Raw genomic sequence first — 20,917 nt, 5'->3', positions numbered from 1 at the left:
AACAGCCTAGACATTGCCCGCCAGATGAAACCGCGACGCGGGATGCCACAACTGCACGGACGTCGCCACATGCTCGCCGACCCACGTCCTGCGCCATAACATCAGACATGGCTCGCCGATCTCCATCATCAAATGGCGGCGCACATGGGCGTTGGGCTTCTGCGCATAGATGCGGAACTCGGCGCGCTGGATTGGCGCGAGACGCACCATGTAGTGATTCGGTGTTTCGACCGTGAAGTCCTGATTCAGATAATCGGGAAACACGCGCGGATTCACATAACGGTCTTCATACTGAATCGGCTCGCTCTCTTCGTTGTGCACGATGCGCGAATGGAACACAGGGCCCTTCGCGAGCGCGAGCGCGTCGAGCGCAAGGGGATCATCGCTTTCTTCGAGCGTCAGCACACGCGCCGAATGACGATGATTGCGCGCGGCGATCTCATCGGCGATATTGCGGATTTCGAGTACCGTCGATTCATAGTGACGCGGCGCGACATAGGTGCCCGAGCCCTGCACGCGCGTCAGCACGCGCTCGGTGGTCAGCTCGCGCAGCGCGCGCGAAACCGTCATGCGCGCCACGCCGAACTCCTTTACCAGCTCCGCCTCCGAAGGAATCAGACCGCCCGGCTTCCACACGCCCTCTTCGATGCGCGCGATCACATAGCGCTTGATCTGCTCATAGGCGGGCATCGCCTTACCAGGCGTTGCGTGCGTGTTCGCGAGGTGGTCCTCTGCTATCTCCTGGTGCCCGTTTATATTCATGTTCACATCGACCTCGTGGCTTGAGCGGGCGCGCAACGCGCATCGATTGAATGCAGCGGCGCGCGTCGTCTCGCGGCACGCCGATAAGCGCACCGCGCAATGATGTGGGCTGCCGTCGCGCGCGTCATGCCGCCGATTGCGGCGCCTGCTGCGCGACGGCCGTCGGGTCGTTCGCCGCGTGCGCGGCGAAGGCGGCGCGATCGTCGGCGGCGACACGGCTGTCATGCGTCGGCGACGGCAGGTCGCCCGAGTTCGGCGGCGACGGCGGCGCGGCTTCGCCGATCATCCGGAAGGCCGCCGCCATGTCGTCGGCGAGCGGGCGGTCGTCGCGATACGTCGGCACGACGGCGCGCACGCGCCGCCACAACGCATCCGTGTGCGGCGCGCGCGGCGCGTCGATGGATTGCAGATCGTAGGCCTGCGCCGCCGCCAGCAGCTCGATCGCCGCGATGCGCCCCGTGTTGTCGACGATCTCCAGCGCCTTCAACGCGGCGGGTGTCGCATGACACAGGTGGTCTTCCTGCAGGCCCGACGTGATGCCGCCGTCGAGGCTCGCAGGCGCGGCGAGCCGCCGGTTCTGCGCGACCAGCGAAGCGGCCGTGTACTGCGCGATCATGAAGCCCGAACAGGTGCCGCCCGGCTCCGCGAGAAACGCGGGCAAGCCGCTCACGAGCGGATTCACGAGACGGTCGAGGCGCCGCTCAGCCATCGCCGCCACCTGGGCGATCGCGGTCGCGAGACTATCCATCGCCAGCGCGATCGACGCGCCCACGGCATGCGCCTGCGAGTACACGCGCGGCGATTCCGGCGTGCCCGCGACGATCGGGTTGTCGGTGATCGACGCCAGCTCGCGGTTCACGACATCGGCGGTGGCGTCGAGCACGTCACGCGCCGCGCCGTGCACGTGCGGAATCGTGCGCATCGAAAGGGGATCTTGCGTGCGCTGCCCGACCACCGACGCGAGAATGCCGCTATCGGCAAGCGCATTGCGCATGCGTTCGCCGACGAGATTCAGACCCGGCGACACGCGCAGCGCGAGAGAGTCGGCATCGAACGCGGCGAGTTGCCCGCGCAGATTCTCGAAGCTCATCGCGGCGATCGCATCCGTCCAGTCGAGCACGCGCTCGGCGCGCGCGAGCGCAAGCGCCGCGAGGCCCGTCACGCACGGCGTACCGTTGATCAGGCTCAGCCCTTCCTTCGCTTCGAGCACGAGCGGCTCGCGCCCGAGACGCTCGAGCGCGACGCGTCCGCTGAAGCGTTCGCTGCCGAACCGCACATGGCCTTCGCCAATACATACGAGCGCGATATGCGCCATATGGCTCAGATAGCCGACCGAGCCGAACGCGGGCACTTCGGGGATATAGCCTGAATCGAGCAACGCAACGAGCTGGTCCGCGACTTCGAGCCGGATGCCCGAGTGGCCGTGCGCGAAATTGTTGATCGCGGCTGCCATGATCGCGCGCGTTTCCGCGACACCGAGCGGCGCCCCGACGCCGACCGCATGGCTCATCAGAATGTTGCGCGACAGCGTGCGCTGTTCCGACGGCGACACGATCACATCGCACAACGCGCCGACGCCTGTGTTCACGCCATATGCGCGAATGCCGCGCTCGACGATCTGCTCGACGAGCACGCGCGCCGCCGCGATGCGCGCGCGCGCCTGTTCGGAAAGCACGAGCGGCTCGCCCGCCGCAACCGCGGCCAGCTCGCGCCAGTTCAAGGGACGCTCGGTTCGGATGACAGCCATGATGTTGCCTTTGCCGATTTGCTTGTGTATGGTGATTGCGCCGCTCAGCCCGGACCGTGGAGTCAGTTCGTGGTGCGCGAGTGATGGCTCGAAACGAATTGCCTGAAGCGCTCGGACTTCAGCTCGCCGAACACTTCGTCGGGCGTGCCGTCGCATTCGGTCTGGCCTTGATGCAGGAACATCACGCGGTTCGACACGTGCCGCGCGAAGCCCATTTCGTGCGTGACGACGAGCATCGTGCGCCCCTCTTGCGCGAGCGAGCGCATCACGCGCAGCACTTCACCGACCAGTTCGGGATCGAGCGCGGACGTCGGTTCGTCGAACAGCATCACCTTCGGATGCATCGCGAGCGCGCGCGCAATCGCGACGCGTTGCTGCTGGCCGCCCGACAGATGCGCCGGATAATGCCCGCGCTTTTCCGCGAGACCCACCTTCGCGAGCAATGCCTCCGCCTCTTCAATGGCTTCGGCGCGGCTGCGCTTCTGCACGCGCATCGGCCCTTCGATCAGGTTTTCGAGCACCGTCATGTGCGACCACAAGTTGAAGTTCTGAAACACCATCCCGAGCTGCGAGCGGATGCGGTCGACCTGCTTGCGATCGTCCGGTTGCAGCTTGCCGTCCTTGCGGCGCTTCATCTTCAACGTCTCGCCCGCGAGCGCGACACTGCCGTCGTCGGGTGTTTCGAGCAGATTCAGGCAGCGCAGAAACGTGCTCTTGCCCGAGCCGCTCGCACCGAGAATCGAAATGACGTCGCCTTCGTGCGCGTCGAGCGAAATGCCCTTCAATACGTGATGGTCGCCGAACGACTTGTGGATGTTCTTGACCGACAATGCAACGGGTGCCGTAGCGTTCATGTGATTCTCCGGAAGAGGCCGTCAGGGTGCGGCACGACGAGCTTCGGTCGCGGGCGGGATCGCACGCGGCGCGACGTTCGCAGGCATTGCGCGCAGATGGCGCGACAGGCGCCGTTCGAGCAGGCCGAGCAGACGCACGACGACGAAGTTCAGGAACAGATAGATCAGCGCGGCGCAGATGAACACTTCTGTCGTGCGGTAGGTCTGCTGGATGATCTGCTGCGCGACGCCCGTCACTTCCCATACGGTCACGAGGCTCGCGAGCGCCGTCGATTTGACGAGCAGCACGGCCTCCGTCGAATAGGCGGGCAGGCACTGGCGCAATGCGATGGGGCCGATGATGCGGCGCAGGAGCGAAAAGCCCGACAGGCCGATCGAATAACCCGCTTCGATCTGGCCCACCGGCACGGCCATCAGCCCGCCGCGAATGATCTCCGCCGTATAGCCCGCCGTGCACAGCGCAAGCGAGATCACCGCGCACACATACGGCTCGCGCAGCACGGGCCACAGGAAGCTCTCGCGGATCACGCCGAACTGGCCGAGTCCGTAGTAGACGAGAAACATCTGGATCAGCAGCGGCGAGCCGCGGAACACGAGAATGTAGGCGCGCGCAAAACGGTTCGGCAGCCAGTGCGGCGACACACGCATCGTGACGATCACGAGTGACAGCAGGCCGCCCAGCACCAGCGACGAGAAGAACAGGGCCAGCGTGGTCGGCACGGCGGCAAGCAGTTGGCGCAGCGTGTCGAACAGGAAGTCGAAATCGAATGACATGTTGGCGCTCCGTCGTCAGTTGCGCGCGAAGGTGCGCCGGAAGGATCGGCCCACGCGTGCTTCAGCGTGATTGAAAACGCGGTTCGAGATGCTCGTCATCACTAGATACAGCGCGCCGCCGACAACAAAGAACAGGAAGTATTGATGCGTCGAACCCGCCGCGACCTGGCTCGCGCGCAGCAGCTCGGCGAGACCCGTCACCGAGATCAGCGCGGAATCTTTCAGGCTCAGCTGCCACACGTTGCCGATGCCCGGCAGCGCGAAACGCAGCACTTGCGGAATGAGAATGCGGCGGGCCATCGTCATGGTCGGCATGCCGATCGAACGCGCGGCTTCCAGCTCGCCCTTCGACACCGCGAGCACGGCCGCGCGATACACCTCGGCCTGATACGCGCCCGAAATCATGCCGACGGCGAGCGCGCCGATCACGAACGGCGGCACGCCGACGAAGCCCTCGGCGCCGAACCATTGGCCCACCGTGGTCACGAGCGTCGAGCCGCCGAAGTAGAACAAATAGATGACAAGCAGTTCGGGCACGCCGCGAAACACCGTCGTGTACAGGTCGCCCAGCACCCGCGCCGTGCGAAAGCGCGACAGCTTGGCTGCCGCGACGATCGCGCCGAACACCGCGCCGACTGCGAGCGCCGCGAGCGTCAGCGCGACGGTCATCAATGCCGCGAGCAGCAGCACGCCGCCCCAGCCCTCCGGCCCGAAGCCGAGCGTCTCGATCAGAGCCATCCCCTACCCCTCATCCATGCTTTCGTTGACAGGCCCACGTGATCGCAGCGACGCGGCAGGCCGTTCCGGCAAGTGCGCGCGCCCGTACGGCACGCGCGCATCCGGCTATCGATCAAGGCGTGACGTCGGTCTTGAACCACTTGTCGGAGAGCTTCTTCACGGTGCCGTCCTTGAGTGCGTCGGCGATGGCCGTGTCGAACTTCGCCTTCAGGTCGGCGTCCTGCTTGCGGAACGCAAGGCCTTCGCCCGGTCCCCAGATGGGCCCGCCGATCTTCGGCCCGGCCATCGAGATTTGCGCGGCTTCCTTCTTGTCGGCGTTCGCGGCGTAGTACGTGACGTCGTCGAACGATGCGTCGATGCGGCCATTCGCCAGATCGAGGTCACGTTCCGGCGAGGTCTTGTACACGCGGATCGTCGCGATGTCCTTGAAGCCGTCGTTGATGAACTTCGTGTAGACGGTGCCCGACTGGATGCCGATCGTCTTGCCCTTCAACTGCTTGCGCAATGCGTCGACAGTCGGCTGGTCGGTCTTCGCGTCGCCCGTCAGCTTGACGACGGGCGTCGACGGCGATGCCTTCGGCAGGATCTTCGTGTCGGAGACGGCGAAGGTGGCGGGCGTCGCGGCGTACGGACGCGAGAAAGCGATGATCTTCTCGCGCTCAGGCGTGATGGAGATCGCATCCATCAACACGTCGAACTTGCCTGCCTGCAGGCCTGGGATCATGCCGTCCCAGTCTTGTGCAACCAGGTTGCACTGCAGCTTGATGCGCTCGCACAGGTTCGCGACCAGTTCAGGCTCGAAGCCGCCCAGCTTGCCGCCCGGCAACGTCATGTTCCACGGTGCATAGCCGCCTTCCAGCGCAATCGTCACCGACTTCCATTCCTTCGCCTGGGCAGGCGCGCCAGCGATTGCCGCGGCGCTCAAGACCGCGCCCAACACCACCTTCGACAACGTAGTGCGTTTTGCCTTCTTCACCTTCACGTCGAATCTCCTTTTCGTCTGAACGGGTCCCGTCGCGCTTCGCGTGCCGGACATGTATAGACAAGTCTGCATGAGGTCAAAAATCATCGCAACTGAATTTGACAAAAATAATTGGATTGTTCGGGTAAGCCCTTATGCCAAGGGCTTCGTGGTCGCATGAAACGCACGGCCTGCAAAAGCAGGGGCCGCGCCAGTCTGGTGCAGCTGACTAGACAGGTTCGCGATTCGTGCGGGTTCTGCACCGCGCGCGGGCAATCGCTGCCCAGCTTCGAGCCGTGCGTGCCCTCCTACCGGAAGCAGGCTTTCCTTGCATCTTTGAAAGGCTTCGGGTCATACGTTGGTATCGCGCAGAACCACCCGAGGCCAGGACCGCTCATCTCCAGGGTGCCTTTTCATCGGACGCAAGCATGAGTCGCGATGCGCGTGAGTCATCCCAAGGTTCAGTGAAAGCAACGATCGTTGGCTTTCACTCGTGCGTTTGTAGGGCTCGCGCGCTCGCCGCCGCCGCATTACATTGCGTGCATGACTGGGCCATCGCAGGGGCCGCGCCATGAAGCCCTGCCCCGTCCCGAACAAAAAAAGTTTTGCCTGCCGGGAATGAAAGTCGAAGTCGCCGTGTTTGTCCCGATGTAGCAGGCGACATTCGAATCACGATTCACCGTAGGACAAGACTAGGCAGCAGCACGAATACCGTTGTTCCAGCCGTTTCAATGACGTTTTGCAGCCGACCTTTTCAGGCTCGAATCAAATCCGGTTAGTTAAGGATACCGAATTTATTTTTGGGTCCGCCCACTCAAGGAGTTCTATCATGAACAAGATGTTTGTTTGCCTCGCAGTTGCCGTCAGCGCATTCGCCGCTCCCGCTCTGAGCTTCGCGCAAGCGAGCGCCCCTGTCACCCGCGCAGATGTCCGCGCCGATCTCGTTCGCGTCGAGCAGGCGGGCTATCAGCCGGGCCGCGCCAACGACAGCGACTACCCCGCCGATATCCAGGCAGCCGAAGCAAAGGTCGCCGCGCAGGGCGATCAGAAGCTCTCAAACGACGCAGTCGGCGGCGTGGCTCAGACGGGCACTTCGTCGGGCACTACGTCGGGCAAATCGTCGCGCACCGCGTCCGATCACGCGTGTGTCGGCCCCGTCAGCTATTGCAACGTCTTCTTCGGCAGCTAAATGACGCGGACATGATCCTGCGCCGCCGCTGCCAGGCGCAGGGTCGCGCCAGCATCTGTACTGGCCTGTTTCTGGTCTGTTTCTTGTGTTCGTTTTCCGGAGTTTCTTTTGAATGTTTCGATGCACGTCGCCGCGGCCCTCGCACTCGCTACCGGTCTTCTCGCCTCATCGGGCGCGATGGCGCGGGACGCCCAACCCACGCACGCCCCCGTCAGGAATATCGTTCTGGTTCATGGCGCCTGGGTGGATGGTTCCGGCTGGAAGCCCGTCTATGACATCCTGACCAAAGACGGCTACCACGTCACGCTGGTGCAGGAACCGCTCACCTCGCTCGACGACGATGTCGCCGCGACGAAGCGCGTCGTCGATCTGCAGGACGGTCCGGCAGTTCTCGTGGGCCATAGCTATGGCGGCTCGGTGATCACGGAAGCAGGCGTCGATCCGCATGTCGTCGGGCTCGTCTATGTCGCCGCCCATGCGCCGGATGTCGGCGAAGATGAAGCCGCGCTCGGCAAGGGCATGCCCAGCTATACGTCGAAGCAGACGGGCGCGATCGAGAAGACGGACGACGGCTACACGTACCTGAATCCGTCCGTGTATCCGAAGGACTTCGCTGCGGACCTGCCGCTGAAGCAGGCGCAATTCGAAGCGCACGGCCAGATGCTGACAGCCGCCAAGGTGTTCTCGCAACCTTTGACGGCCGCGGCGTGGACGACCAAGCCGAGCTGGGGCATCGTCGCGGGCAGCGACAAGATCATCAACCCCGATCTCGAACGCTGGTACTACGAGCGCGCGCACAGCCACACGACGGTGATTCCCGGCGCGAGCCATTCCGTCTACGAGTCGCGCCCGCAGCAGGTGGCGGCCGTCATCAAGCAAGCCGCGCAGCACGCGGCGCAATGACGCTGAACCATCGCGCGATATAGCCACGCATTGTCGGCGACGAATGCGACGCGGCGCGCCCACAAGGCGCGCCGCGCGTTTTCCTGATGCAGGTTATCGGCCTAGTTGCCGAAATAGATGTTGCATTGCGGGCCAGTCGAGCAATCGCGCGCGTGCGGCATCGGCCTGCCTGACGAAGTGCGCATCTCCATCGATCCGCCATACGACATGTCCGTTGTCGCTTGCGCCGATGAGTTCGCGTTGTTCTGCATCGTCGCTTTCGATGCATCGCTGCTCTGCGCCACATCTTCTGCCATCGTCGCGACAGGCACGGCCATCAGCAAAGCGCCCGCCACGGGTAACGCCATCAGGATCTTCATGTCGAACTCCTTCCATGCAGGCGGATCGCGAAGGTCTGCATCGCGATGCGCCGGACGCCCATCAACGCTCGCGCCATCTGCATCGTTTCGATCGATGCACGCAAGCGCAAAATCGCGCGCAGCAGCTGAGCGCGCCGCAGCGTGCCTTTGTTGTGGATGCGATTGATTGGCTCAATACCCCCGAGTCTGTCGGGCGGCGCAGCGCGGCGCGAGAACGCCGGTTTCTGATCGTTTGACTGTCGGCCGCGCAAAGAAGGTCCGCACTGCTGCTTCTGTTATAGACCTTTGCAACGAGACTGCAATGGCGCGTCGCTGCATCGCAATGCGGCGCACGCCGGCTGGCGGCGCGCGCCGTCGCATCGTGTGGCTCAGCGCAGGTTGGTCTTCATCAGTTCGACGATTTCGTCGCCACGGCCATTGAGAATCGCTCGCAGCATATAGAGGCTGAAGCCCTTCGCCTGTGACAGCTCGATTGTCGGCGGCATCGCGAGTTCGTGTTTCGCCGTCACCACGTCGACGAGGGCCGGGCCCTGGTGCGCGAACGCGTGCTTCAGCGCCCCCGCCACTTCTTCCGATTCCTCGACCCGGATCGAAAAAATGCCCGCACCTTTCGCGATCTGCGCAAAATCGGTCTTGCTCAGGTCCACGTTCGTGTCGAGATAGCCGCCCGCCTTCAGCTCCATCGATACGAACCCGAGCAGGCTGTTGTTGAACACAACGACCTTGATGGGCAGATCGAGTTGCCGCGCAGTGAGCAGGTCGCCGAGCAGCATCGACAGCCCGCCGTCGCCCGACAGCGACACCACCTGCCGCCCCGGATGCGCCGCCTGCGCGCCAAGCGCCTGCGGCATCGCATTGGCCATCGACCCATGATTGAACGAGCCGTGCAGTTGCCGCTTGCCGTTCATCGTCAGATAACGCGCGGACCACAGCGTGGGCGTGCCGACGTCGGCCGTAAAGATCGCATCGTCGCTGGCGGCTTCGTCGATCATGCGCGTCAAATACTGCGGATGGATCGGCTCGCCGGGACCGGACGGCGTCGCGAGTTCGTCGAGGTCTCTGCGCGCCTCTTCGTAGTGCGCCGTCGCCATGTCGACGAAGGTGCGATCGTCCTTGCGCTTGAGCTTCGGCAGCAGCGCGGCGACGGTTTCTTTCACGGTGCCGACAAGCCCCATCGCAAGCGGCGCGCGTTTGCCAAGCTGCGAGCCCTTCCAGTCGATCTGCACGACCTTCGCCTCGGGCGGATAGAACGGCCGGTACGGAAAATCGCAGCCGAGCAGCAGCAGCACGTCGCACGACATCATCGCGTGGTAGCCGGAACTGAAGCCGATCAGCCCCGTCATGCCGACGTCGAAAGGATTGTCGTATTCGATGAACTGCTTGCCGCGCAATGCGTGGACGACGGGCGCGCCGAGCGTGTCCGCGAGCTTCACCACTTCATCGTGCGCGCCCGCCACGCCGCTGCCGCACATGATCGTCACCGCTTCGCAGTCGTTGAGCATGGTCGCGAGACGGTCGAGTTCGCTGGCGGGCGGCAAGATCGCCGACGGCGCGGTGGCGTTCCAGACGGGCGGCTGCAACGGCCCTTCGCCGAGCGCGATATCGCCGGGCAGCACGATCACCGCGACGCCGCGCTGTTCGATGGCCGTGCGCATCGCGCGCTCCAGCACGCGCGGAAACTGCGACGCGTTCACGACCAGCTCGGCGAAATAACTGCACTCCTTGAAGACTTCCGTCGGATGCGTTTCCTGAAAGTAGCCAAGACCGATTTCCGTCGACGGGATATGCGCGGCGATCGCCAGCACCGGTTGCTGGTTGCGATGACAGTCGTAGAGGCCGTTGATCAGATGCAGGTTGCCCGGCCCGCAACTGCCCGCGCATACGGCCAGTTGACCGCTCGACGCCGCGTCGGCGCCCGCGGCGAACGCGGCCGCTTCTTCGTGACGCGTATGCATCCAGCGGATCGAGCCCACCTGGTCGAGACTGAATGCCAGACCGTTGAGACTGTCGCCCGTTACGCCCCAGATGCGCTTGACGCCCGCCGCGGCGAGAGTCTTCGCAAGGTAATCCGCAATCGTGTTCTTTGCCATGAACGCTCCTCGATGAATCAGGCTCGATGATGTAGAAAGTGCGGCCTTTCGAAAGCCGGACTTCACGTTCGACAGCATGTTGAAAGCACACGCGGTGCGCGTTCACCAGACATGCGGCACGAAACGGTAGCGCACGCGCTGGGCGTACTCCGCGTAGCCTTCGAGTTGCGCGCACAGCATGCGCTCTTCGAGCACCGCGCGATAAGCGAGCCCCACGATCAGCAACGGCACACATGCGAGGCCCCACCACGAGCCGAGCATCAACGGCGTGCCGGCGAGAAACAGAATGGCCCATCCGTACATCGGATGACGCACGTATGCATACGGTCCGCTGTCGCTGACCTTGTGGCCACGCTCCGTCTGGATTCTCACGACGGGCGCAGCAAAGCTGTTTGCGCGGAACACTGAGCGCATCGCCACCATGCTGACGAGAATAGCAAGCGCACCGGCAACTTGCAGTGATGGGGGTAACGATGACGAATGAAAGCGGCGCGCGTCCAGACCCATCAACACGAGCCACGCGCACCACACGATCGCGACGCACGCGAGGAAGATCTTGTCCCACGTGCTCTGTCCGCGCTGCGAGAACGGGCCGAGGCGCTCCGCGAGTAGCGCAGGATCGTAATGCGCGAGCCACACGCCGACCCACAGGCCGAGCACGCCCAATTCGATCAGATAGCACCACGCGCCCGGCCACGCGAGCGTGCCCGCCGCGCCAAACAGCAGGACGCCCATGCCCGCGAGCCAAAACGACGTCTGAACGAAGAGCCGCGCGATCATCGTGCTTGCTGCGCTGCTCGCGTCAGGCTGGCGCGCCTGCCGTCGACACGCGCCGGTAGATGTCCGCGACGTCGATATCGGCGAGTTCGATCAGGAACGTATCGCGCAAACAGGTTTCGAGTTCATGCGCGCTTTCGATCCGTCGCTCGATCGCTTCGCCATCCTTCGTACGTGCGGTGAGCCGGTCGTTGAAGAGCGTGAGCCGCCCTTCCGGCGTCACGCGGCACACGACGAGACTGGTCGTGAAAAACGACCCGGGATGTGTCGACGTGTACCAGTTCGACACTTCGTAATCGATCCATTCCGCGCGCTGCAGATCGAAGCGATAGGTCTTCAGCCACGTCTCGCCGGACTGCACTTCGAGATCGAATGCGCCCTGCGATGCATCGGCGAGACGGAATGGCTCGTGCGTGGTCTGTTGCGCGATGCCCGTCTGCAGACGCAACGGCGACGTCAGCGTGACGGCGCCGAAGCCGACGTCCGCGATCCACGGCTGGTCGTCGACGCTCACTCGCATCAGCATATGCGTGCGCGGCGTGATCGCGTCGGGCTCGCGGCCCCACAGCACGCGCGCGATCATCGGCGTCACGTCGAAGCCGAGCTGCATCAGCACGCGGGCGAACAGCCCGTTGTGCTCGAAGCAGTAGCCGCCGCGCCGCCGCTCGATCAGCTTGTCGACGAGCGCGGGCAGTTCGAGATCGACACGCCGGCCTGTCAGCGGGTCGAGGTTTTCGAACGGAATGGATAGCGGATGCAGGCGTTGCAGGTCGCGCAGAAGGTCGAGCGTCGCGGCCTGCGGCCCCGTGTAGCCGATGCGCCTGAAATAGCGGTCGAGATCGAGAGTGCTGGACATCGGTGCTCCTTCATTATGTTTGTGCGTTGCCCGTCGATTGTCTGCGATGCATGCGAAACGCGGGATCGTCGAAAGCGTACCGTCAATGACGCGCGCTGTGCGCCAAGCCCTCACATCCGAAAGCCCTTTCGCGAACAGGTGATCGGATGCGGATCGGATGCGCGCGAGAGCGCCGCATCGCGCGTGCGCTGCGCGACGCATCACACCGCGCTGCAATCCGCGTCAGAAGCCTGCATCGGACGCACGCATCAAAAGCCTTTCAGCGCCGCAGCCGCAATGGAAGGCACGCTGATGCCGTGGCTCGTCGCGAACTGTACGGCGGCACTCAACGTCGACGCCAGCAACTGCAACTGCCCCGGCGCGGACTGCGCGATATACGATGCGGCCTGCGCCGTCTGCGGATTCATGCCCGATTGCAACAGCGACGCCGGATTCATCTGGCCGATGCTGCCGAGGCTCGACTGCAGGCTCGAATACTGGCTCACGCCCTGGCCGAGCGACGCGAGACCGTTGGTGAACGCCTGCTTGTCGACGGGTGCCGACGCGTCCGACGAGCGGCTCGCAAACGCCTGCGTGAGCGTCTGCGACAGCGACTGCTGCGTGCTGCCGACCTGCGACAACTGGCTGACGGAAGGCGTGAGGCCGCTCAGCAGTCCCGACGCCTGCTGGGCCTGGCTCGCCGCGCCGGAAAGCCCCATCGCCGACGCGAGGCTTGACTGGCCGCTCAATACCTGCCGATTCGCGCCGACGTAGTTCTGCAAAAGCTGCGAGATGCCGCCCGACGAAGGGGCCGTGCCTGCGTTGCCCGACGAATTGCCACCGCCGATGCCGAACTGTTGCAGGTTCAGTTGCGCGAAGCTTGCGCTGGTCACGAACAGGCCGGTGGCAATAATCGCGGCGGAAAAGATGCGTGTCTTCATGGCTGGCCCTCCTGTCGACGGAAGCTGGCTCGCTGGAGCCGTACTCGCGCCCATGTGAGTTGGTTGCTGTCATATCCACGATGGGCGCGATGGGCGCGGATCGTGTGCCGAGCGTGTGCGAATCGTCTCGCTTCGACCAGCCGCCGCGGCGCGCGTTCGCGCTTTCGTCTGACGCTACGACGCCGGGCAAAACGCTCGCCTGCTGCTGGAAAAGGCTCACCGTGCGCGCGACGCCACAGCCTCGGCGTGGATATGACTTAAGCACCGTACACATTGCTGCTTCATGCTCTGGCGCGCGTTTCCCGCGTCTCACGGGCGCTCGTGCGCACGGCGAGATCCTGCACCATTTGCGCCGCGAGATAGTCGCAGGTCGGCCGGTCCGATTTCGCGCTGCGCGCGACGACGATATCGAGCGGCTCGATGACGGGCAGGCCGTGCTCGGCGCCGAGGATCGCGAGCCGCGACGGCACGCTGCAACGCGCGAGTGCGATTACGGACAAACCTGCATCGACCGTCGCGACGAGTCCGCTCAGGCTCGCGCTGCTGTATGCGGCGCGATAACGGATGCGCGCGCGATCGAGCGCGGCGAGCGTATTGGCGCGCGCGACGCAGCCCGGCTCATACAGTCCCACCGGCAGCGGCGACAGCTTGAGCACGGGCGTATCCGCCGATGCGCCGACCCACACCATCGGCTCGCTGCGTACGAATTCGCCGCGCAGCTTGCGGTCGCGCGTGACGAATGCGAGGTCGATCTTGTTGTCGGCGAGCATCGGCGCGAGCGCCGTGCTCTGCGCGCAGACGATCTCGATCTCGACATGCGGATACAGATTCGAAAAGCGCCGCAGCACGGGCGACAGCAACGACGACACGTAGTCGTCGGGCGCACCGAGCACGACGCGCCCCTTCACTTCCGGCCGCACGATCGCGGACCACGCCTCCTCATGCAGATCGATCACGCGGCGCGCGTATTCGAGCAGCGTATTGCCGGGGCGCGTCAGCGACAGATTGCGGGTATCGCGGGCAAAGAGCGTGGTGCCGAGCATCTGTTCGAGCCGCTTGATCTGCATGCTGACCGCCGCCTGCGAGCGGTGCACCGTCACGGCCGCCTTCGTGAAGCTGCCCGCCTCGACGACGGCGACGAAAGTGCGCAGCAGATCGACATTGAATTCGGGGTGCATGATTTATCAATCTGGCTTATGGAATTTCTCAATTTTATTCGTTTGTCACGATGGGGCAAGCCGCCGATACTTTGACGCATTCGACGTCGAGGAACCATTCGCCATGTCTTTATCGCCGCTTTCGTCGCTGTCGCTCAGCCGAAGCCAGCAAGGCGCGCTCACGCTCGCGAGCGGCGGCCTGCTGATGGGCACGATTGGCGTGTTCGTCGAGGAAGCGCGGCTCGGCGCGCTGACGCTAGTGTTTTTTCGCTGTCTGTTCGGTTTCATTTCGCTTGCCGCGTATTGCGCGTGGCGAGGCTATTTCGCACGACGTCATTTCACGCGGCGCACGGTGCTGCTCGCGACGATTTCAGGCGTGCTGATGGTGACGCAGTGGGTGGGCTTCTTCGATGCGATTCATCGCACGAGCATTGCTGTTGCGACGGTCGTGTTTCATGTGCAGCCGTTCTGGGTCGTGCTGATCGGCGCGGCGCTTTTCAACGAGCGCCTTGGTGCCGACCGGCTTGGCTGGATCGCGACGGCGTTCGTCGGGCTGGTGCTGGCGTCGGGCGTCGCGGGGGCGGGATCGATGCAGGGCCATTCGAGTTATCTGATCGGGATTGGCGAGGCGTTGGCGGGGTCGGTGCTGTATGCGAGCGTCACGCTGATCGCGAAGAGTCTGGGTGATATGCGCCCGCATCTGCTGACGCTGGCGCAGTGCGCGGTTGGGGTCGTATGTCTGCCGTTTATTGCGCCGCTTGGCGCGGAGCACATCGCGCCCGTTCAATGGTTCTGGCTGATTGGCATGGGTGTGTTGCACACGGGGCTCTCCTATGTGCTGATTTATGGCGCGCTGCCGAAGCTCACGACGCCTGTCATCGCGGTGTTGCTGTTTGTTTATCCGCTGACGGCCATCGCCGTTGATGCCATCGTTTATGGGCGCGCGCTGACTTTGCCGCAGTGCGGCGGGATGGGGTTGATTGTTCTCGCCAGCCTTGGTGTGAATCTTGGATGGCCGTTGGTGTCGGTGTTGGGTTTTGGTTTGAATCGGCGGCAAGTGGACCGATAAAGGTTTTTTGTCTGCGACGCTGGTGGTTGTTTTGCCGCTGTCGATGGCGTCCGCGATGCGGTTTGCTTTGCCGCTGTCGCTGGCATCCGCGATAGCGCCTCGCGGCGCGGGCGTCGCCCCTGTGCGGGGCGGCACTTCCTTTCTTTGCCGCGGCAAAGAAAGTAAGCAAAGAAAGCCGCTCACCCCGCCAATGCTTGGCCGTTATCCACGGGCTCTCAACGTCCCCGCGCTTCGCTTGGCAGCGTGCTGAACTTGCCCGTTGCGCACGCGCTGATTGAATGCCTCACCCGCTTCACGCGCTCGTACAGGGCCTACCGTTCCGGGTATTTCAGTGCCCTATGCGGCAAACGTATGTCGGTTGTCACGCCTCGCGGGGCAGCGCTCGCACTGTGCAGAGACGTCACGCAGCGAAGGTGATCTGATGGCGCGACGGCCCACATAGGTTTGCCGCATGGGGGCACGGGATAATCGAGGGCGTGGTCTGCTATGCGGGTGCATGAAGCGGGTGAGGCGCAATCAGTGCGTGGGCAACGGGCGTGGGCGAGCACACTGCCGCGATAAACATCGGGATGTTGAGGGCCCGTGGGTAACGGTCAAGCATTGGCGGTGTGAGCGGCTTTCTTTGCCTCCTTTCTTTGCCGCGGCAAAGAAAGGAGGTGCCGCCCCGCACAGGGGCAACGCCCGCGCCGCGAGGCGCTATCGCGGATGCCCGCGCAAAGGCAAAACAAACCGCAATCGCGAATGCACGCGACAGCGGCAAAACAAACCGCTATCGCGGATGCCTGCGACAGCGGCAAAACAAACCGCAGTACAAAACCGAATCAAAAGGCTCACTGCGGCAAAGCTTCCCCGCGCGTCTCCCGTGCCAACGGAATAATAAAGATCCCAGCAATGAACGCGAGCGCAGTCAGTGCAACGGGCACGCCCAATGTGTGCATATTAAGCACAGCCGCCCCGAGCAGAAAATTCACCCCAGCCCCGACGAATCGCCCAAACGACGTGCAAAACGCAAACGCCGTCGCCCGCACGCGCGTTTCAAACAGTTCCGGCAACCACAAACTGAACAACGCGAAGTTGCCACCAAAGAATCCAAGCACGAACAACCAGGCGATAAACGGTGCAAGCCCATTCGGCAAATAGAACGCCCAGCCAAAGCTGCCGATAATCGCCACAGCCATGCCCGCAAAATAAATCATGAGCGTCTTCTTGCGGCCGATGCGCTCAGCAAGCGTCGGCAACGCAAGACAGCCGAGAATCGTGCCGATCGACAGCAGCCCCGTCGCCATCGAGGCCATCTTGATCGCGTCAGGTTTCGCCATGCCAGCGCGCGTCGCCAGTTGAATCACCGCCGACGGCTCATACACGGCGCCCGCCCACAAGCCAATGATCGCGATCGTCAACAGCGCGCACATCACCCACGTGCGGCGGCGATACGTCGGCCCGAAAATCTCGCGCATCGGCTTCACGTGCACCACGTCGCGCGCTTCCGCCTTCTGCCACTTCTCCGATTCCTTCACGCGCGTCAGGATCATGATCGCGACGAACACAGGCACGGCGCCCGTCAGGAACATCGCGCGCCAGCCAAAGTGCACGCCGATCGTATAGTTGAGCGCGGCAGCCAGAAAAAAGCCCGCGTAGTAGCCCGTCTGCAGATAACCCGCGCCCATCTTGCGCCGGTCCTCAGGCCACGCTTCCGCGACATAGGTGCCCGCCAGCGCCCATTCGCCGCCAATGCCGACGCCCGCAATGAAGCGGTAGATGCCGAGCTCCCACACGTTATGCGAGGTCGCCGACAGGCCCGTGAAGATCGCGAACGTGAAGATCGTGCCCGCCAGCACTTTCGTGCGACCGAAACGGTCCGCAAGCGGCCCCCAAATGAACGACAAACCCCAGCCCACGAGGAAGAGCGCAAAAAGAATCGAACCTGCAAGGCCGACGTTCGCGGGCGTCGCCGCATAGCCCGAGCGCGGCAGCAGCTCGGTCAGCGCCGGCGTGAGCACCAGCGCGTAGATGAACGAGTCCATCCCGTCGAGCGTCCAGCCCGCCCACGCGCCCCAAAATCCGGCAATCTGTGATCGGTTCAGCGGCGTCTTCTGCCGCACTACCCGTGCACGGTCCGATATCGAAGAATTCATCATTTGCTCCTGCTCCTCCACGTACTACGGTTGGATTGGGTGACCGTCACGACACCCGCGCTGCCCTTGCATGCGGCCCGCCGCATGGCTGTGAGAGGAAGCCCGAAGCGCCGTGCCTCTACGAAAACCCCGGGTTTGTCCCGCTAGAAATTGTGCATTTTTATATATAATATTTGATGTCATGAGCAACGCAACCGATGGTTTTCCCCTGGACAGCGCACCGCGCGTCCCTTTTCTGCCGACGGCCAACGCTCCGCGGCCCAGCACTTCGCGCATGATCGCGGAGGCGCTGCGCGCGGCGATCGTCGAAGGCACGCTCGAGCCGGGCGCGCCGCTGCGTCAGGACGCGATCGCGCGTCACTTCTCGGTCAGCGCGATTCCCGTGCGCGAGGCGCTGCGTCTGCTGGAAACGGAAGGATGGGTCAAGGTCGAATTGAACAAGGGCGCGACGGTCGCACGGCTCACGCCCGCCGAAGCGCGCGAGATCTACGAGATCCGCTCGGCGCTCGAAAGCCTCGCGATCGCGCTGGCGATTCCGAACCACACGCCAGAAACGCTGCGCGAAGCGGCGTCGCTGCGTGAAGCCGCCGAGCGTGAGCCCGACCCCGCGCTCTATGTCGCGCGCAACGAGGCGTTCCATACGTGCCTGTACGCGCCCGCCAACCGTCCTCAGCTCGCCGAGATGATCGCGGCGCTGCATCGGCGCGGCGAGCGATACCTGAGACTGAAGTTCGGCTTGCCCGCCTACAAGGGCGAGTCCGACACCGAACACGAGGCGATCCTTGCCGCCGTCGAGCGCAAGGACATCGCCGCCGCCCAGTCGCTCATCTCCGCCCACCTGCTGGGCACGGGCGAGCTGGTCTACCGTTTCTTGACGGAACGCGCGCAGGCCGAAGCCGCCGCGGCCACGCCGCGCAGACGCCGCGGACGGCCCGCGCGCACTCCAACCACTATCGGGAGTTGAAGCACCGATGAATCAGCGAGTCGAGTCAGCCAAGCTCGGATTGGCACAGGCAACGGCGGCGCCCGCGCGCTCCTGGACCACCAAACGCGATGAGAAGCGCCGCAGGCTCGCCGCGATCGAGCCCTGGCTCAAAGACGGCATCCTGCCCGCCGCGCGCATGGTCGATGCGCTGGAAATCCTGATTCGCCCCGGCGACCGCGTCGCGCTCGAAGGCGACAACCAGAAGCAGGCCGACTTCCTGTCGCGCTCGTTCGCGCAGGTCGATTCGCAGAAGGTGCATGACGTCCATCTGCTGATCTCCAGCATCAGCCGCCCGGAACACCTGACGCTGTTCGAGAAGAACATCGCGCACAAGGTCGATTTCTCGTTTGCCGGTCCGCAGAGCCTGCGCGTCGCGCAACTGCTGGAAGACGGCCAGCTCGAAATCGGCGCGATCTACACGTACGTCGAACTGTATGCGCGCATGTTCGTCGACCTCACGCCGAATGTCGCGTTGCTGTGCGCGGAAAAAGCAGACCGTCACGGCAATCTCTACACCGGCCCGAATACGGAAGACACGCCGACCATCGCCGAAGCGGCCGCGTTCCGGCATGGCATCGTGATCGTGCAGGTGAACGAGATCGTCGATGAACTGCCGCGCGTCGATATTCCCGCGTCGTGGGTCGACGTGGTCGTGCAGGCCGACCGGCCGTTCGCCGTCGAGCCCCTGTTCACGCGCGATCCGCGCCATATCGGCGATCTGCAGGTGCTGACGGCGATGATGGTCATCAAGGGCATCTACGAGCCGTATGGGATCACGTCGCTGAATCACGGCATCGGTTTCGACACGGCCGCGATCGAATTGCTGCTGCCGACCTATGGCGAATCGCTCGGACTCAAGGGCAAGATCTGCCGCAACTGGACGCTCAACCCACACCCCACGCTGATTCCCGCGATCGAATCCGGCTGGGTCGACAGCGTGCATTGCTTCGGCAGCGAGGTCGGCATGGAGGCGTATATCGAAGCGCGTCCCGACGTGTTCTTCACGGGCAACGACGGCACGCTGCGCTCGAACCGCGTGCTGTGCCAGCTCGCCGGGCAATACGGCGTCGATCTCTTCATCGGCTCGACGCTGCAGATCGACGGCGATGCGAATTCGTCGACGGTGACGCGCGGGCGGCTCGCGGGATTCGGCGGTGCGCCGAACATGGGCCACGATCCGCGCGGACGGCGTCATTCGAGCGAAGCGTGGCTCAAGCTGCTGAAGGACCAGGGGCCTGTGTCGCGCGGCCAGAAGCTCGTCGTGCAACTGGCCGAAACGTACAAGAAAGGCGGCGAGCCGACCTTCGTCGATGAACTCGACGCCGTCGCCGTCGGCAAGAAGAGCGGCATGCCCGTCGCGCCCGTGATGATCTACGGCGACGACGTGAGCCATGTCGTCACGGAAGAAGGCATCGCGCATCTGCACAAGGCGCAAGGCATCGACGAACGGCGCGCGGCTGTCGCGGCCGTGGCCGGCGTGACGCCGATCGGCTTGCGCGCGAAGCCGGAAAAGACGGCCGAGCTGCGCCGCAGAGGCGTCGTCGCGTATCCGGAAGATCTCGGCATCCGCCGCGGCGAAGCGAAACGCTCGCTGCTCGCGGCGCGCAGCATCGACGATCTCGTTACATGGTCGGGCGGGCTCTACGCGCCGCCGGCGCGCTTCCGCAGCTGGTGACGCGATGGCCGTCCAGCTTGCCATCCCGCTCGCGGCGGTCACGTTTCGTCGTGCGAACGCGCGTGACTTTGACGGGCACGACGCCGCGCTCTCCGATGCGACCCTCGCGCATTTTGCCGTCGCATCGCTGATCGAAGAGGCGCAACTGACGCCGAAGCCCGCGCTCGTCGACGCGCGCGGCAGCGGCGCGCATCGCGATCTGGACTTGTCGTTGATGCTGCGTTCGGCGCGCGCGCTCGAACCGACGTTCGCGGCCCTCGCGAGCGCCTCGCGGGGCCGCATGCCGTCCGCGACGCTGCGCGCGGAGCTCGCGCAAATCGGGCGCGCCGGCGAACAGGACATGATGCGCGCGACCAACGGCAGCAACGCGCATCGCGGCGCGATATGGATCATCGGCCTGCTGGTCGCGGGCGCGGCCATCGTGTTCGCCGGCGACGCTTCAGCGTGTTCGACCGCCCTGCCCGCGCATGCGCGCTCTGCCGCCGCGCACGTCTGCGAGCTCGGCGCGCAGATCGCGTGCTTTCCGGACCGCTTCGGCAACTGCGCCGACAGCCACGGCGAGCGCGTGCGCCGCCGGTTCCAGGTCGGCGGCGCGCGGCAGGAAGCGCAGGACGGCTTTCCGCATGCGCTCGACATCGGCCTGCCCGCATTGCGCGCGGCGCGCGCGAAAGGCATCGGCGAAGACGCCGCGCGTCTCGACACGCTGCTCGCGATCATGGCCTCGCTCGACGATACGTGCCTGCTGCACCGCGCCGGCCTTGCGGGTCTGCACGCGGGCCAGCGCGGCGCACGCGCCGTGCTCGCGGCGGGCGGCGTATCGACTGCGGCGGGACGCGCGGCGCTCGCCGCGCTCGACGGCGAACTGCTGTCGCTCAACGCTTCTCCCGGCGGCGCAGCCGATCTGCTCGCCGCCACCCTCTTCATCGACAAGCTGGCGCAACACGCGGCCAGCGGGAGCTGAAACTG

The 20,917-nt window shown here is 64.4% G+C and carries 19 protein-coding genes; 6 read left to right on the top strand and 13 right to left on the bottom strand.

What is annotated here, in order from left to right:
- Positions 1-6 precede the first annotated feature (6 nt).
- The 6 genes from hutC to J8I87_RS29250 all read right to left on the bottom strand — a co-directional run bounded on the left by hutC (position 7) and on the right by J8I87_RS29250 (position 5,857).
- A complete protein-coding gene (hutC, locus tag J8I87_RS29275; RefSeq protein ID WP_409518820.1) occupies positions 7-762 on the bottom strand; it encodes a histidine utilization repressor in 756 nt (251 codons plus the stop codon).
- 124 nt (positions 763-886) lie between these two features.
- Complete coding sequence (locus J8I87_RS29270) at positions 887-2,509, bottom strand: aromatic amino acid ammonia-lyase (protein WP_209935613.1); 1,623 nt, start codon at positions 2,507-2,509, stop codon at positions 887-889.
- A 62-nt stretch (positions 2,510-2,571) separates the two neighbouring features.
- Positions 2,572-3,363, bottom strand: a complete 792-nt coding sequence (locus J8I87_RS29265; RefSeq protein WP_209935612.1) for an ABC transporter ATP-binding protein — start codon at positions 3,361-3,363, stop codon at positions 2,572-2,574.
- 21 nt (positions 3,364-3,384) lie between these two features.
- On the bottom strand, positions 3,385-4,137 hold the full coding sequence (locus J8I87_RS29260; RefSeq protein ID WP_209935611.1) for an ABC transporter permease: 753 nt from the start codon (positions 4,135-4,137) through the stop codon (positions 3,385-3,387).
- A 15-nt stretch (positions 4,138-4,152) separates the two neighbouring features.
- Complete coding sequence (locus J8I87_RS29255; protein ID WP_209935610.1) at positions 4,153-4,875, bottom strand: ABC transporter permease; 723 nt, start codon at positions 4,873-4,875, stop codon at positions 4,153-4,155.
- Positions 4,876-4,987: 112 nt separating this feature from the next.
- Positions 4,988-5,857 (bottom strand): transporter substrate-binding domain-containing protein, encoded by an 870-nt coding sequence (locus tag J8I87_RS29250; protein ID WP_209935608.1) that lies wholly within the window; start codon positions 5,855-5,857, stop codon positions 4,988-4,990.
- A gap of 808 nt (positions 5,858-6,665) precedes the next feature.
- Between J8I87_RS29250 and J8I87_RS29245 the strand changes: the two genes are divergently transcribed.
- Both J8I87_RS29245 and J8I87_RS29240 read left to right on the top strand, forming a co-directional pair.
- Positions 6,666-7,025, top strand: a complete 360-nt coding sequence (locus J8I87_RS29245) for a DUF4148 domain-containing protein (RefSeq protein ID WP_209935607.1) — start codon at positions 6,666-6,668, stop codon at positions 7,023-7,025.
- 120 nt (positions 7,026-7,145) lie between these two features.
- Positions 7,146-7,928 carry an alpha/beta hydrolase gene (locus J8I87_RS29240; RefSeq protein WP_209935660.1) on the top strand — a complete coding sequence of 261 codons (783 nt, stop codon included), beginning with the start codon at positions 7,146-7,148 and terminating at the stop codon, positions 7,926-7,928.
- Between the two features lie 101 nt (positions 7,929-8,029).
- Here the strand turns inward: J8I87_RS29240 and J8I87_RS29235 are convergent, their stop codons facing one another.
- From J8I87_RS29235 to J8I87_RS29210, 6 genes are all read right to left on the bottom strand, one after another.
- The gene (locus J8I87_RS29235; RefSeq protein ID WP_209935606.1) at positions 8,030-8,287 is read right to left on the bottom strand and encodes a hypothetical protein; all 258 of its coding nucleotides are present in this window, start codon (positions 8,285-8,287) and stop codon (positions 8,030-8,032) included.
- A gap of 368 nt (positions 8,288-8,655) precedes the next feature.
- A complete protein-coding gene (poxB, locus tag J8I87_RS29230; RefSeq protein ID WP_209935605.1) occupies positions 8,656-10,377 on the bottom strand; it encodes a ubiquinone-dependent pyruvate dehydrogenase in 1,722 nt (573 codons plus the stop codon).
- A 102-nt stretch (positions 10,378-10,479) separates the two neighbouring features.
- Positions 10,480-11,157 (bottom strand): methyltransferase family protein, encoded by a 678-nt coding sequence (locus J8I87_RS29225; protein WP_209935604.1) that lies wholly within the window; start codon positions 11,155-11,157, stop codon positions 10,480-10,482.
- 22 nt (positions 11,158-11,179) lie between these two features.
- Positions 11,180-12,010 (bottom strand): arylamine N-acetyltransferase family protein, encoded by an 831-nt coding sequence (locus tag J8I87_RS29220; protein ID WP_209935602.1) that lies wholly within the window; start codon positions 12,008-12,010, stop codon positions 11,180-11,182.
- 248 nt (positions 12,011-12,258) lie between these two features.
- A complete protein-coding gene (locus tag J8I87_RS29215) occupies positions 12,259-12,930 on the bottom strand; it encodes a hypothetical protein (protein ID WP_209935601.1) in 672 nt (223 codons plus the stop codon).
- A gap of 281 nt (positions 12,931-13,211) precedes the next feature.
- Positions 13,212-14,108, bottom strand: coding sequence for a LysR family transcriptional regulator (locus J8I87_RS29210; protein WP_209935600.1), 897 nt, complete (start codon positions 14,106-14,108; stop codon positions 13,212-13,214).
- Positions 14,109-14,235: 127 nt separating this feature from the next.
- On the opposite strand from J8I87_RS29210, the gene J8I87_RS29205 reads away from it, so the two are divergent.
- Complete coding sequence (locus J8I87_RS29205) at positions 14,236-15,156, top strand: DMT family transporter (RefSeq protein WP_209935658.1); 921 nt, start codon at positions 14,236-14,238, stop codon at positions 15,154-15,156.
- An 830-nt stretch (positions 15,157-15,986) separates the two neighbouring features.
- Here the strand turns inward: J8I87_RS29205 and J8I87_RS29200 are convergent.
- Entirely contained in the window at positions 15,987-17,294 is a 1,308-nt protein-coding gene (locus tag J8I87_RS29200; RefSeq protein WP_409518815.1) for an MFS transporter, read from the bottom strand.
- 178 nt (positions 17,295-17,472) lie between these two features.
- Here J8I87_RS29200 and J8I87_RS29195 point away from each other — a divergent pair, with 178 nt between their 5' ends.
- From J8I87_RS29195 to J8I87_RS29185, 3 genes are read left to right on the top strand one after another with little or no spacing between them, the layout of a single operon-like run.
- Positions 17,473-18,255 carry a GntR family transcriptional regulator gene (locus tag J8I87_RS29195; protein ID WP_209935599.1) on the top strand — a complete coding sequence of 261 codons (783 nt, stop codon included), beginning with the start codon at positions 17,473-17,475 and terminating at the stop codon, positions 18,253-18,255.
- 7 nt (positions 18,256-18,262) lie between these two features.
- On the top strand, positions 18,263-19,951 hold the full coding sequence (gene mdcA, locus J8I87_RS29190; protein WP_209935598.1) for a malonate decarboxylase subunit alpha: 1,689 nt from the start codon (positions 18,263-18,265) through the stop codon (positions 19,949-19,951).
- 4 nt (positions 19,952-19,955) lie between these two features.
- Positions 19,956-20,912 carry a triphosphoribosyl-dephospho-CoA synthase gene (locus J8I87_RS29185; protein WP_209935597.1) on the top strand — a complete coding sequence of 319 codons (957 nt, stop codon included), beginning with the start codon at positions 19,956-19,958 and terminating at the stop codon, positions 20,910-20,912.
- The last annotated feature ends 5 nt before the right edge of the window (positions 20,913-20,917 follow it).

Source organism: Paraburkholderia sp. LEh10, from assembly GCF_017814945.1.
Lineage (GTDB): Bacteria > Pseudomonadota > Gammaproteobacteria > Burkholderiales > Burkholderiaceae > Paraburkholderia.
The sequence above is the reverse complement of the archived record's forward strand: the minus strand, read 5'-3'. Positions and strand labels throughout refer to the sequence as shown.